This window comes from Mesobacillus maritimus, assembly GCF_019749255.1.
Lineage (GTDB): Bacteria > Bacillota > Bacilli > Bacillales > Cytobacillaceae > Mesobacillus_B > Mesobacillus_B maritimus_A.
In genome coordinates this window covers 108384-121471 of record NZ_JACWFH010000012.1, presented here as the reverse complement: position 1 = coordinate 121471, position 13088 = coordinate 108384, and the positions used below count along the sequence as shown (strand labels likewise).

General features: G+C 38.7%; 13 protein-coding genes. 6 read left to right on the top strand and 7 right to left on the bottom strand.

Features of this window, described 5'->3' with window-relative positions; genetic code table 11:
* The first annotated feature begins 271 nt into the window (after positions 1-271).
* Genes H0185_RS24015 through H0185_RS10965 form a run of 3 tightly spaced genes read left to right on the top strand, consistent with a single transcriptional unit; the run spans position 272 to position 2365 of the window.
* On the top strand, positions 272-838 hold the full coding sequence (locus H0185_RS24015; RefSeq protein WP_343223134.1) for a magnesium chelatase domain-containing protein: 567 nt from the start codon (positions 272-274) through the stop codon (positions 836-838).
* 25 nt (positions 839-863) lie between these two features.
* Positions 864-1805: a YifB family Mg chelatase-like AAA ATPase gene (locus H0185_RS24465; RefSeq protein ID WP_343223133.1), complete on the top strand. Its 942-nt coding sequence runs from the start codon at positions 864-866 to the stop codon at positions 1803-1805.
* On the top strand, positions 1805-2365 hold the full coding sequence (locus H0185_RS10965) for an REP-associated tyrosine transposase (RefSeq protein ID WP_221873534.1): 561 nt from the start codon (positions 1805-1807) through the stop codon (positions 2363-2365). Before H0185_RS24465 ends, H0185_RS10965 begins: the two co-directional genes overlap by 1 nt.
* Positions 2366-2473: 108 nt before the next feature.
* Here the strand turns inward: H0185_RS10965 and H0185_RS10960 are convergent, their stop codons facing one another.
* The 7 genes from H0185_RS10960 to H0185_RS10930 all read right to left on the bottom strand — a co-directional run bounded on the left by H0185_RS10960 (position 2474) and on the right by H0185_RS10930 (position 7508).
* Complete coding sequence (locus tag H0185_RS10960; RefSeq protein ID WP_221873533.1) at positions 2474-3352, bottom strand: hypothetical protein; 879 nt, start codon at positions 3350-3352, stop codon at positions 2474-2476.
* A gap of 122 nt (positions 3353-3474) precedes the next feature.
* Positions 3475-3993: a competence protein ComK gene (locus H0185_RS10955; RefSeq protein WP_221873532.1), complete on the bottom strand. Its 519-nt coding sequence runs from the start codon at positions 3991-3993 to the stop codon at positions 3475-3477.
* A gap of 319 nt (positions 3994-4312) precedes the next feature.
* Positions 4313-4549: a helix-turn-helix domain-containing protein gene (locus tag H0185_RS10950; RefSeq protein ID WP_221873531.1), complete on the bottom strand. Its 237-nt coding sequence runs from the start codon at positions 4547-4549 to the stop codon at positions 4313-4315.
* A gap of 403 nt (positions 4550-4952) precedes the next feature.
* Positions 4953-5096: a YvrJ family protein gene (locus H0185_RS10945; protein WP_221873530.1), complete on the bottom strand. Its 144-nt coding sequence runs from the start codon at positions 5094-5096 to the stop codon at positions 4953-4955.
* 67 nt (positions 5097-5163) lie between these two features.
* Positions 5164-5382 (bottom strand): DUF2922 domain-containing protein, encoded by a 219-nt coding sequence (locus H0185_RS10940; protein WP_221873529.1) that lies wholly within the window; start codon positions 5380-5382, stop codon positions 5164-5166.
* 34 nt (positions 5383-5416) lie between these two features.
* Positions 5417-5632 (bottom strand): DUF1659 domain-containing protein, encoded by a 216-nt coding sequence (locus H0185_RS10935; RefSeq protein WP_221873528.1) that lies wholly within the window; start codon positions 5630-5632, stop codon positions 5417-5419.
* Between the two features lie 931 nt (positions 5633-6563).
* Entirely contained in the window at positions 6564-7508 is a 945-nt protein-coding gene (locus tag H0185_RS10930; RefSeq protein ID WP_246629136.1) for a C40 family peptidase, read from the bottom strand.
* 584 nt (positions 7509-8092) lie between these two features.
* On the opposite strand from H0185_RS10930, the gene H0185_RS10925 reads away from it, so the two are divergent.
* The 3 genes from H0185_RS10925 to H0185_RS10915 all read left to right on the top strand — a co-directional run bounded on the left by H0185_RS10925 (position 8093) and on the right by H0185_RS10915 (position 12807).
* Positions 8093-10315, top strand: a complete 2223-nt coding sequence (locus H0185_RS10925) for a competence protein CoiA family protein (protein ID WP_221873527.1) — start codon at positions 8093-8095, stop codon at positions 10313-10315.
* Between the two features lie 173 nt (positions 10316-10488).
* A complete protein-coding gene (locus tag H0185_RS10920; RefSeq protein ID WP_221873526.1) occupies positions 10489-11142 on the top strand; it encodes a hypothetical protein in 654 nt (217 codons plus the stop codon).
* A gap of 576 nt (positions 11143-11718) precedes the next feature.
* A complete protein-coding gene (locus H0185_RS10915; RefSeq protein WP_221873525.1) occupies positions 11719-12807 on the top strand; it encodes a YkvI family membrane protein in 1089 nt (362 codons plus the stop codon).
* The last annotated feature ends 281 nt before the right edge of the window (positions 12808-13088 follow it).

Below are 13088 nucleotides of genomic sequence, written 5' to 3'. Positions count from 1 at the left end.
TTTGTGTTGTTGGGAAAGGCAGAAGGGAATCCTACTGAGAGGGCCTCTTCTGTCTTTAACTTTTCTAAAAATATTTTTGGTGTTTGAAGGAACTTGATTGTTTCTGTCGAAATGTTACTTGGTAGATTCCTCTTTTCGCTTATAGTTTTTCTTCAATTTTTCTACCCATTGTAGTTTTACTTCTAAATTCTTCTGTTTTGAGCTACTGTTTTTTCCATTCTTTTAATTCCTTTTAAGTACTGAAAACTAAATAGGTTTGGAGGTTTTTTTTGTGACGGTTAAAGTGTCGAGTATTGGTCTTAAAGGGCTTGAGGGGTACCGTGTGCAGGTGGAGGTTCGGATATCACCTGGGACTGAGTCGATGACGATTGTGGGGTTGCTGGTTGCGTCGGTGAAGGAGTCGCGGGAGCGAGTGATTGCGGCATTGAGTCATTTTGGTGCTGATGTGACCGACCAGAAGGTGGTGGTGAACCTTTCTCCTTCTGAGCAAAAGAAAAACGGCCCACTGTTTGATTTAGCGATTGGGATTGCTGCTTTAAAAGAGCTGGGTATGATTGAGAGTGATATTCCTAGAGATACGGCTTTTATTGGGGCTTTATCTCTTGATGGAACGGTCGAGAAAGCGGAAGGAATGCTGCCAGCACTTGTTTCAGCTATGGGTCTTGGGATGAAGCAGGTCTACTTTCCGCACGATCCTTTTATTCCGATTCATATGCTAGAAGGTTTAGATTGTGTAGTTGTTAATCACATTGAAGAGGTGGTCAATCACTTAGAGGGCCAGAGTAGTCTTTCGTTTTTGCCATCTCTAACAATTAGACCCAAATCCTTCGAAGGTTGAACCTTATTCAAAAGACTTTCGCCATGTGATTGGCCATGAATATCCAAAGCGAGCGCTAGAAATTGCAGCTGCGGGGGAACATAATGTATTAATGACTGGTCCACCTGGGTGTGGAAAAAGCCTTCTCGCAGAAACCTTTCCATCTATTCTTCCGTCTCTAACGAGTAAGGCGCAGCTAGAAGTGATGAGTCTCTATCAATTAGCTGGAGAGAAAAGAGGGGTTCATCATCAAGTTCCTTTTCGGCACCCCCATCATTCGGCATCCGCCGTTGCCATTATTGGGGGAGGTTCCTCACCGAGACCAGGAGAAATCTCGCTTGCTCATCGTGGTGTTTTGTTCCTTGATGAAATGGCCGAGTTTACAAAGAAGACGCTAGATATGCTGCGTCAGCCTCTTGAAACCGGGACCGTTACGATTAGCAGAGTCCATTCCACTGTTACCTACCCATCTTCCTTTCTTTTAATTGGAGCCCTGAATCCATGTCCATGCGGATATCTAGGATCCAATCATCATTATTGTACTTGTTCAGAAAAACAAATTCTTTCCTACCGCAATCGAATATCTGGGCCGGTTTATGACCGTATTGATCTATTACTATCACTACAGTCTGTCAATTTGGATCAGGGCGGGAAAAGACAAGAAACTTCGGATGACATTCGTGCTAGAGTAGAGAAAGCACGTGAACTCCAGTATCAGCGCTATCAGGCAGAAATAGCGAATGCTAAGGTTCCATTTGAAAAGTTGACGGAAAGGAGTCCCTTGACGACCGACCAACAACGGTTGCTGCTGAAGGTAGCGGCAAAGCAGAATTGGAGCAATCGGGTCCAAATCAAAATCATTCGTTTGGCGCGTACCATCTCAGACCTGGCTGGGGAAGATACAATTAGCGACAGCTCTCTTTGGGAAGCGTTTAGTCTTAGACGATGGAGTCTCCAAAAACAACAGAGCGTGGCGAGGGAAACATAATGAGTAGACCAAAACGAATCTTCCTCCCTAATCGTTATTATCATGTTGTTTGCCGAGGAAACCGCCGAGATCCGCTTTTTCGAAATGTGACCGATTTTGAAGCCATGCTGTATATTCTTCATCAGCTTCATGAAAAATACCCTTTTGAAATCACGTCCTATTGTTTTATGACCAACCATTTTCACCTTCAAATTTGCAGCAAGGAAGCCTCTCTTTCAAAGCTAATGTCACTTGTGAATAAACGCTATGCAAACTACTATAATACAAAATACCGGATCACCGGACATGTCTTTGAAAAACGTTTTTACGACAAACTGATTGAGGATAAAGAGGGAATGCTTGAAGTTAGTCGCTATATTCATTTAAATCCCGTAGCAGCGAAAATGGTCAAGCAACCTGAACATTATCCGTGGAGTAGTTTTCATTATTATCTTAATCCCCACGTGGTTCCGCTTCGGTTTGTCCAGCTTAATAGAATACTTGACTATTATGAAGGAACCGATAGGGAAAAGCGGGGGAAGTATTGCAGGAGTGTCCTAAATAAATTGGAACATCTTTAGGTTGATTGGAAAATAACAGATTCATTCCTTCCTATTGCCCCTTGAGTTTGTACCATCATATTTCGAATAAAAGGGGAGGACCAACCATTCCTCCTCCTTTTGTGGTCATTATGTTCTAATTGGTTCTTCTTCTTCTGATGTTCCCTCAACCCAATTATAAAAAGGGACAGGTCGGGTAGGGATGATTTTATACATCTTTTTTCTGCCGTTTTTACAATCGAATGAATGAACCATGTTGCTAATGGCGGCATGGGCATAGGAAGGGATGTTATCGACTGGGATGTTTTTGAATCTTCCGGTTTTAACTGTTTCCTCTACAAAGGATTCAATCAAAGTTTGCCAGGCTTGTTTGCTCCATCTTCCTGGTGCGAACTTAGAGTAGAGCTCGTGACAGGCAGCTGTTAGTGCTTGTTTAAAATCATCTCCTTCAAGAAAAGCGCTAGTCTGTTGTAAATTAACAATGTTTCTTTGATTCTTGTTTATTTGTTTACTCTTTCTTTGTGGTTCTGTATTTAATAGCTGCTCGTTTTCAACAGTTGAACTTGAATTGTTGAGATTCGACTGTTGAGAATCGACATTTGAAGAAGTGCAGACATTTTCCGTTCTTTTACCAGGAAGCAAATGAAGAAAATGCTCACTAATGTTATTCACCCGAAAACCAGCTTCACAGAGTTCTTTAATCATGAGGGTAACTTCGGAGTCGGTAAAAGGCACATCTGAAATATGATAAGCATGGATATTCTTGCTCCCGTCACGAAAGGTAATGTGGACCCAATATTTATGCTCCTCGAGGACGCCGATTCCGTTCGTAACAGGTGCACGACCAAATTTGCTATAAAGATGCGTTTTGCGGATGACCCACTCGGTTGGCATGGACATTAAGTGAGCAATCAAGCCAATTGCTCGGATATCTGAAATGCTTTGTAAAACATGGTTGTGGATTTGAGCAAAATTCGTAGTTTTCCGGCGTTTAATAATTCCAGTCATGTTGTTTTCTCCTTTTGGTCTAGTAGATTCTCTATGCTCTGGGTCTTGTTTGTCTTATTTCTATGCGGGAAAGATTTTAGCCTGGTTCTTTTGATCTAACTGAGACAGTGAACCTGTCCCAGTTATTTATCTTCTTTCGCAGGTCTCTTCTTTGGGTCTAGAACAAAGGTAAAGGGTGGAAGGATAATACCTGCCGTCATCTTTTCTAATTGCTCAGCATTTTTAAGTTTGGTGTTGAAGGAGGCTAGGCGTATTGGAACCAATATGGTTGTGCCGTTATTAAATAGAATCATTGTTTTGCGGTTAAAGCTTAGTGTTCGTTTAATTTGTTGAGGGTTAAACCAGATGGTGTCTTCGTGGTGATGTGACCGTGTTGGAAATACGACTATTCGGTAGATTGGATTAATCATAATCGGATACATGTGGATTTCGCCAAGTAGCTTTTTGGATGTCTCGAGGGCGCCGCGATAATTAAATCCAATCTGTTGAATGCTCTCATTTAGAACTTGAACAGGTGACTGGTCGACGATAAAAGTTCCTTTTGTGCTTGTAACTTGCGCGCATGGATTCCCGCACCGGTCATAATGCGTCATCATAAACATAAACTTTGTGTCGATGAAGTAGTGATCCTTAATGAACAAGTAGTTCGACTCCTTTGTAGCAATCTGCTAGTTTATTTTATAAATCGTTATGGTCTGGTGTATAAACAGAGTCTCTAAATCGGGCTAATCAATCATATCTATTTTGATTCCACCTTTGAGATGAGAAGATTTACTTTTTTAATATCTATTGATAAAGAAAAAGTAGCGCATTGAAGGTCATTCTTAAGATCAGGAAAATCGAAAGGAGAGGACAAGTTTGTCGTTCTTGGTGAGAGTAAGGCAGAAGAAGAGAAGGGGACCCTCTAATCTTCTGGGTTGCTACAATTTAAAAAGGTAAGACTTTCAACGGGTCGGTTCTTTAACCATTTTTATAATCATTATAGATTAATCTCATTAAATCCATAAAATCAATGTCTAAACCAATGGCAAGTGCCAGGAGCGTACTCAAGGTTGGCTCGTGTTTATCTTGTTCAAGACTACCTATGTGTCCTCGATCAAGAGAACTTTGATTGGCTAAGTCATCCTGCGACATTTGCTTGCTCATTCTTAGTTTCTTCAATACCCTTCCAATATGAACAGGCTCATTATTCTTCATGGAAAATCCCCTTTTCCTTCATTACACATGAAGGGGAAAAGGTTATCCTCGGGGTATATCCTACAAAAGTTTGGGTAGGGCAAGAATGTTTACATAGAGCAATAATTTGTCGCTCAATGTGTATTTACAGGGTTGATAAAATGGCGTCCTTATAGGGTTTTAGAGTCATGTTTAGTGCAGAGAGGGAAAGCGGGGAAGCATGTTAAAATATGGCGAAATTTGGAGAATTTGTCGGGACAGAGGGACAGGTTCGTTGTCCCAGCTGAAAAGGGATGTGAAGTGCTAAAGGAATTGGTCGGAATTTGGGAATAGCGAAGATACTCATACGAAGGCTCACGAGTGAAGATAGGATGTGGAAGATTAAGAGGGAAAGGGACACGAGATAAACCCGTGTCCCTTAACATCAAGCTCGTTCTCTCATTCGTTCGGGCAGGCTCTGAATCGATTCTACGACATTGTCTAGCTTGGCTTCGATTCTGTTCAGCAAGTACAATGTGACGACGATTGGGAACCCTACTTCACTAATTAGTGGGATGAGCTCTTGCATGTCCAGTTCCTCCTTACCTATTTTCAGTAGAAAAGCCGGTTCCTATTGGAAACCGGCCTCATTCCTATTACACGATTTCATAGTCGGTGACGTTGCGTTCGACAACCCGAGCGCTGTTTACACCAACTAAATTCCCATAGCTTGAGAAAAAGGCATTGGAAGCAACAATGCTTTCCATCGCTAGCTTTACAGCAGTTGGATCAACAGGCTCAGTGGGATTATCGACCGTTAGACGAGCGACTCTGCCAAATTCGGTCACAAATTGTAATTCTAGTGTTTTAGCCATTCTAAGCACCTCCTTCCTTCAGCATTAAATAGGATTAAATAATGTCTTGATTGTCGGTACGTTCCACAGAGCTTAGTGGGTACGCACAGAGACCTCCAAGGGCCGTTGCGGCTTGATGAAGCTGATCCGCTGTTGCTTCTTTACGGACATTTGCATAAGACTTTCCTTTAAAGATGGGTTCGCCCTTTTCATTTAAGCCTGTTTCAAACAATAGTGTAAGGCGCGAATTCTTTAACATTGCTTGAGCCATGTTGCTCACCCCCTTTCACTCTTTATATAGTGTGGAAGGGGAAAAACGGACATGGTATGTTGCCTGTCACCACCCGGGTTTTGTCGAGATTTGTTCATATAGAGGTTGGGGTGTACCTTATGCATTGTCCCAATTAAAGATCATCATAACGTATTGGTAGTGGCAGCCACACAATTCACGAAATTATTAGAAAAGAAATTTAGGGAATACCGTCGTCGAACAGTACTTATATAGGATGAAAGGCCCCGGCAAGAAAAGCGCTTGCCGGGGTCTTTCAACTGTAGAGGGGATTTGTCGAAATATAAGAGGATAAAAATAAAAAGATAGGTTGATTTTTTTTTGAAATGTCAAAACTGTAATAGCTTTGATAGTATGTTCAGGTTTATGTACGTGGATAGAAATAAGAAGCTTTTAACTGAAGGGGAGTTAGCTGCCTTTGGGATCCTTCATCCAGAAGAGAAGGGGGAATTCTATCGAAAAATTTTACTTTGCGGAATTTGTTATAGCCAACTGAGTGGACAAGCGAACAGAGTACTCAAAGGGACTGTGCTATCTACATCCAAACCATTACCAAGAAAGAACCCCTCTAATAGGAAAATAGACCATTATTATAAATGCCCCTTCTGTAAAACCCATAAAGAACCCTTAAGGAATACTTGCCAAAAATGTGCACGTGTTTTATTTAGTACTGGATATGGAACCAAAATGGGTCTCTTCTACTGGTGTTAACTTGAGTGGAAAGAGTAAACAGAAAAGCCATAGCATTGATAGGAAAAAGGTATTTATCCTACTTGTTGTCCTTTTGGCGGTGAATTAGTAATGGATTAAACTACCCGAATTATTCCTGTTGTAAGAAGGAAGTTAATGTGCTGTAACAAGTAATATGTATTTATGTGGGACGGAGGAACCCTCCGTCCCTATGTTTTCCTACTTACAAATTGACTTTTTTAGCTCCTAAATAACGAGCCTTCCAGTAAGAATTGTTCATGTCTGTGATTGTTACACCTGTTGATGAACCCGCATGGATAAACTTGTTGTTGCCCATGTAAATTCCTGCATGACTTGGTCCTGCTTTATACGTTGTGAAGAATACGAGATCGCCCGCTTGTGGTGAAGATACTTTTGTAATTGCATTCCAAATTGTTTCAACGGTGCGTGGGATTGAAACTCCCGCTTTTGCATACACGTAATTCAAGAAACCAGAGCAGTCAAATCCCTTTGTAGTGGTCCCACCCCAAACATACGGAACACCAATATGTTTCTGTGCTTCTGAAAGTAACAAATCAACATTCAACGATTTCTTCACTTCCGGTGTTGGTGTTTGTCCTGCTGTTAGATTCAATACTTGTCCAACAGAAAGAATATCACTTTTTAATCCGTTGAATGATTTTAATTGATCAACCGTTAATCCGTTGTTTGTCGCAATTCTCCATAATGAGTCTCCTGGTTGAACTGTATATGTTTTTGCTTGTTGAGTTATATTAGGAGTTACTGATGATGATTGATTAGGAATTTGGAGGACTTGTCCAACTTTAATTAAGTCAGAAGTTAAGTTGTTCATGTGTTTGATGTCATTTACTGTTGTGTTGTGGATTTTAGCAATGAGCGATAAAGAATCTCCCGCTTTTACTGTGTAAGAAGTAGTTTGTGGTGCTTCGGATACAATAAGTGTTTGTCCAGCTTTAATAGTATCTGATGTTAATTGATTCCAAGACTTAATATCTACAACACTCACTTTATACTGTTGAGAGATTTTCCAAAGGGTATCACCAGATTGTACCGTATGTGAAAGGTCTGCTGCTTCAGCTTTATTGAAGAATGGTGAGGCCATGATCGAGGTTGCTAATGCAAACGTTACTATATATTTTTTATTCATGTTATTCCCCCTGTGATGTCGTTTTTGTTCTACAACAACGTTTAACCATGGACTATTATTACATGTGATTTTGAGTATTTACAATATGTATTATTTGCCAAGGACGTGGGGATGGTTCTCAAGTCCCAGTTAGGGGTCTAAATTAAGGGAGATGGATGTGTAGGGTGGAAGGCTCTATGCATCCTTTTTACTTATTCTTTTGGTATGAATTAGGGGGTGGCCAGTCACCACCCGAGTTTTATCGAGATTTGTAGAATTTGGGGTTGGAATTAGATGATATAATGGGTCGTCCATTTGCTATAGCAGATGGGCTATTTTTGTGATATTGATGTCCACTAATCTTTCCTAAAGAGATAGATTTGTATAAATAAATGGAAATTATCCAGTTCATAAGCACTAGAAGTGGTACTATTAGATTAGTGGGAATTGTTCGTTTCCTTTCTGATAAATTTTGCAGTTGGTAATGGGATATTTTAAATCCATAATTCTATGAGATTAAATTTAAAACAATCCAATTTTTTGATGTTCTTTAATACTTTATTGCAGATTAACAGACTGACTAACGCTTAGGAGGTGGATGTAATATGCCTAGGTTTGCATATATTCCATATATTGAAGAGTACCAACAAAAATTTCCTAATTCAATCAAGGATGACTTCCAAGACAAGTTTGTGTTAAAAGTCGATTCAACTACTTTTACAGATGAAGAAAATAAGATATTAAAGAATAAGTTAAAGGAAAGTATATATTGCTATTCTTGCGATTCTAGTATGTACTTCAGAAAACAAAATGGGCGCCATAATCACTTTGTTCATACTAATAAAAAGGAATGTTTCGAAGCTGAGAGTTTAGCTCATGCATCAGTAAAAAGAAACCTTTATGAAAGATTTAAAAGTAGAGGTTATGAGGTTTTTGCGGAGCGAGTATTTAAATCCAAAAGGAAACAGGTTCGTACAGATGTAGCAGTAATTAAGAACAAGGATGTCTTGGCCATAGAAGTACAAGCCAGTCCAACAATAAAGTGTTCTACAATAGCAGAAAGAACAAATACATATACTGAGGTAGGAATCCCTACAGCGTGGGTTATTGTCTTAGATTCATTTTTTGGAGAAGGGAATTTTACCTCTACTAAGGAGCAGGTATTAGTTCAATATGAGGATGGAACATCTAGTTATGAGGAAAGGGTACTGCCTTTTTCAGTTCCGTCACCATTTGTTGTTAAAGGGGCCATCCCTAAAAGCTTTTACTATATCATGGATACCTATAAATATGTGGTTGCGGTAAATCATGAGGGGCATTTCTTCATTATTAGAAAAACAGATGTTTTAGAAGAATCATTGGAGATTTTCCGAATGCAACAAGAATTAGTAGTGGATTCTTTATTAGCAACTGATATAAAAAGTATGGAATATGAAGCAGCAAAGAACAATGAAGAATATTCATATGAGTTAAAGCATACAGAGGGGATTCATACAATTGAAAAGGAATTCTCTGGGGAGGATATCCTAAAAGAGCTAGGAACTGAAATAGATTTTAAGACTGCACACGATGAAGAGCTTGAACAATTAAAGGATGAGCAACCTCTGGATATCCTTCAGATAATCGATGAGACGAAAAAAAGAGATAAACTATATGCCAAGAAGCAATATATTTTGAACAACATTGAGGAACAGTTAAGTGCCTTGATGGATGAAAAGAAAAAAGTAGATAAGACTTATGAAGAGTTAAATGAGTTGCTAAATGTTCTGAGAAATAAGTTATTAGAACCTCAAGAGGAATCGAAAGCAAAAGAGGAGCACCAGAACAATGTAGAAAACCATAATTATGGACATAAGCAACGTTATAGAAATCATAAGGCTTCGAAGGTTTATTCAGGTGGGGAAATACTAAAAAAACTGGGAGTTAATCTGAAGATTGCATCCGAAGAAGGGCACGTACAGTACGCGGAGCCTTTAGAGAATGTTCCGGGAATAAGTGAGACGGAAAAAAATGAAATCTTATATGCTAAGAAACATTTCATACTAGAAGGACTAGAGGATCAGCTAAATAGTTTGATGAAAGAAGTGCAGCGAGTAGATAAAATTTATGATGAGTTAAACGAATTGCAAATAAATCAATACGAAAAGATAGAACTTCATGAAAAGAAAAATAACGAAGTAGCGGGAATAAAGATAAGGGATGAAAATTTAACTCAAACAGGGACCTCCCAAGGGGATAGTATAGGAAGGGTAGAAGGAATCTTTCAGCACAATTTAAAAACTTTGAAACCTATGAAGCAAATTTTACTTTCCATGGTAAAGGAAATGCTATCTGAAAGGAAACTGGAGCAATTAAGTCCATATACAACAAAGGGTTCACCTTATTTGGCTGATTCTTTATTATCTTTTATATCTGAGAGGTTAAAGAAAAAGATTAAAGATTTAACGAGTATTGATATAAATGATATTTATGGCTCCTATAATATCGCCTCAATGGAAGTTGGTTTAATTTTAAATGAGGTAATCGATCTAAAGGTAAAAGAAGGTCGGGAAATAATGAAATTACACAACCAAGAGAAAAAGAAAAAGGAGGTTGAAACATTAGAGGAAAAAGCTTTAAAGAATATAAAACTTCAAGAAGAGTTATCACGTGAAAGTCAATTTAAGGATAATCTATGTGCAGAGATAGAAAAGATGCAAAGTGAGACCGGACTTAATATAGTTAAAGATGTAAATTTATTACGAAGGAGAAATATTCAAACGATAAAAAATGCCCATAAAAGTGTCAAAGTAGATTATGAAAGGATGACACAACTTTCTTTGTTTTAATTGTTTAGGTTTTGTCTTTGATTTACAATCCTCAAAAACTATCTTCTTCAATACTGAATATTAGTTTGAACGGAGTAAAATTTAGGATTGAAAGATAACGAGATGCATCAGGTACTTTCTTGTTTCACAGAAATGTTTTCACAGTGGGTATTAAATATTTTGGAGGAGATATAATGTCTCGCTTGTATCTATTAGGAACCTTTTTGTTGTTTTCTGTCCTTCAATTTGGGTGTTCACTAGATTCCTCTCCTGCCGAGGCTAATAATGGCAATGAACAGAAAAGTAGACTTTCAACTAATAAAAATCCCTCAAAAAGTATGGTGCTTACAGAAAAAGACATCAAAGAGGATCAAGGAGAAAATAGTAGAAATGATTCTGTAATAACGATACAAGAAAAGAAACAGGTCTCTCTCGAAGAAATGGAACCTTTAAAAGAAACGCTACGGACCTTTATATTTGATGAATATATGGGTAGCTCAGAGTATGTTTATGCAAAGGGAATAAATTGGTCTGAAAATTTTTTTGATAATCTAACTGCTGAAGAGGTTTGGACTATTATAGAGGAACATAAGGAAGAGAATAACGGAGAGACCGGAACATTATTTGAACAAGCTCATTATCTTTCAGTGCATGCACCCATAAAAAATAATTGGAAAGAACTATTTTTAGAGGAGTGGTATAGTGGCCCCTACTCTGAAGAAATAGAAACAATGATTGATAAAGGTGACTCCGTGTGGATCTTTACAGAAACGATACCCTATACGGGTGAGGAGGATAACTATCCAATCATTACATTATATAAGAATACTGGTAGTTGGAATGGATAGTACATCCGAGTTTGGTGGCTGTCGTGGACTTCTTGGTAAAATGATGTGCTAATCCAAAATTGGACGAAATTTAAATGAGAATATTAGTATATTTTGTGGAGGGGAAAATGAAATTAAATCCTATTATTCTTAGATTTGATGATTGTTTTCCTCTTGTATCTACTTTCTTTTCTTTCAAGCATTCTTCTTTTCAGTGTTGTTTTTTCATATCTTCCCATCATTTAGTCAGTCTCTTCTATTCTTTCTCTTTTCTGAATTTCCTTTATAAAAACCATAATTTTTATTTATTTGTTGCTTCCATTCCTTTTATTTTTTATCCATAAATTCTTCTATTTATTGTATCTAATTTGGGAAAACTGCCTACTTACCACCCGATTACTTTCGAAAATTCATAGAGTAGCTGTTTGTTAAAACCCTGAGACTTTAATCAAGCTCAGGGTTATTATTTTAGTAGGAAAGATGTATTTCTGTAGGATGGGAGAATCGTCCCTATTTTTCTTAATGTTTTCACGTCCTCGTGACCAGCATGAGTTTTTGCTATATACTGAACAAATGGACAACTTGAGGGGGATTCTTATGAAAAAAGTTCTTACAATTGGGAGTGCTTTTATTGGAGTAATTGTTGGCGCCGGATTTGCTTCGGGGCAGGAAGTTCTTCAATATTTTACTAGCTTTGGCCTGATGGGAATTTTGGGTTCAGTGGTTGCGACCGTTTTATTTTCCTTTGCTGGAATGACGCTTGTATGGCTGGGCAGCAGTATGAAAACCTCATCCCATAAAGATGTCCTCTATAAGATTAGCGGTAGATATTTAGGGGCCATTATTGATTATATTCTGATCTTTACTGTATTTGGTGTAGGCGTTGTGATGATAGCGGGTGCTGGGTCTAATTTGAATCAGCAATTTGGTTTGCCGGTTCTTGCGGGGACAATTCTTATGACGCTCCTTATCCTTCTGACTGGAATGTTGAAGGTTGACCGTGTTGTAGGAATCATTAGCGGAATAACGCCATTTTTGATTTTATTTGTAGCGATTATTTCGATCTATAGTTTCATGAATATGGATGGTTCATTCGCCTCTTTAGATCATATTGCCAAGGAGCAGCCGACTACTTTGCCAAATTGGTTTATTTCTGGCATCAATTATGTATCCTTTAACGTGGCGGTAGGTGCATCAATGGCCATTGTAATGGGTGGAGCGGAAACCAACAGAAGAACAGCAGCATTAGGTGGATTGGTCGGAGGAATCGGGCTTGGCATTCTCATTCTGGTGAGCCACCTGGCTATTTTTTCAAAAATTGAAAGTGTGGCAGGCATGGACATGCCGATGCTGAGGATTGTGAATAATCTTTCGCCTGTCCTTGGCACCATTATGTCGCTTGTTCTATTTGCAATGATTTTCAGCACAGCGATCAGCATGTTCTACTCCTTTGTGGCTCGTTTCGTTAAGGTGGGAACTCCTAGTTTTAAAAGGTTCTTCGTTGGAACCATGATTGTCGCGTTTGCCGCTAGTTTCGTCGGGTTCACCGATCTTGTTAGTTACTTCTACCCGCTAATTGGTTATCTAGGATTGGTTCTGATAGCTGTATTGATTTATGCACCAATTCGAATGAAGAAGATTCAAAAAGAAGAATACAACCAAAGCAAAGCAGTGTCCAAAAAATAGTGTAGAGCATGTGACCTAGGGAGGACGTGGGGACGGTTCTCATGTCCCATTTGACTTATGCTATTGAGTTGTAAAATGACATACTGGGATAACCCTGAGTCTCATAAGAAGCACATGGTTGTATTGATTAGAGGAGGGAGGCTATTTGTTATTAACTAACAAGAAGCGTTCCTTTTTGTTTTTGTATTTCGTTATCTCTTATCTTTTAGTAGGATAAAGCACTAATGTGAAAGGTTTATTGCTAATCCACGGTCATATCTCTTAACTGTTCAAGCGGTTTT

Coding starts and splice junctions, on each gene's coding strand:
- H0185_RS10925 (WP_221873527.1), top strand. CDS start 8,093: ATGCCTAGGTTTGCATATATTCCATATATTGAAGAGTACCAACAAAAA.
- H0185_RS10920 (WP_221873526.1), top strand. CDS start 10,489: ATGTCTCGCTTGTATCTATTAGGAACCTTTTTGTTGTTTTCTGTCCTT.
- H0185_RS10950 (WP_221873531.1), bottom strand. CDS start 4,549: ATGAAGAATAATGAGCCTGTTCATATTGGAAGGGTATTGAAGAAACTA.
- H0185_RS10960 (WP_221873533.1), bottom strand. CDS start 3,352: ATGACTGGAATTATTAAACGCCGGAAAACTACGAATTTTGCTCAAATC.
- H0185_RS10940 (WP_221873529.1), bottom strand. CDS start 5,382: ATGGCTAAAACACTAGAATTACAATTTGTGACCGAATTTGGCAGAGTC.
- H0185_RS10915 (WP_221873525.1), top strand. CDS start 11,719: ATGAAAAAAGTTCTTACAATTGGGAGTGCTTTTATTGGAGTAATTGTT.
- H0185_RS10935 (WP_221873528.1), bottom strand. CDS start 5,632: ATGGCTCAAGCAATGTTAAAGAATTCGCGCCTTACACTATTGTTTGAA.
- H0185_RS10945 (WP_221873530.1), bottom strand. CDS start 5,096: ATGCAAGAGCTCATCCCACTAATTAGTGAAGTAGGGTTCCCAATCGTC.
- H0185_RS10930 (WP_246629136.1), bottom strand. CDS start 7,508: ATGAATAAAAAATATATAGTAACGTTTGCATTAGCAACCTCGATCATG.
- H0185_RS10965 (WP_221873534.1), top strand. CDS start 1,805: ATGAGTAGACCAAAACGAATCTTCCTCCCTAATCGTTATTATCATGTT.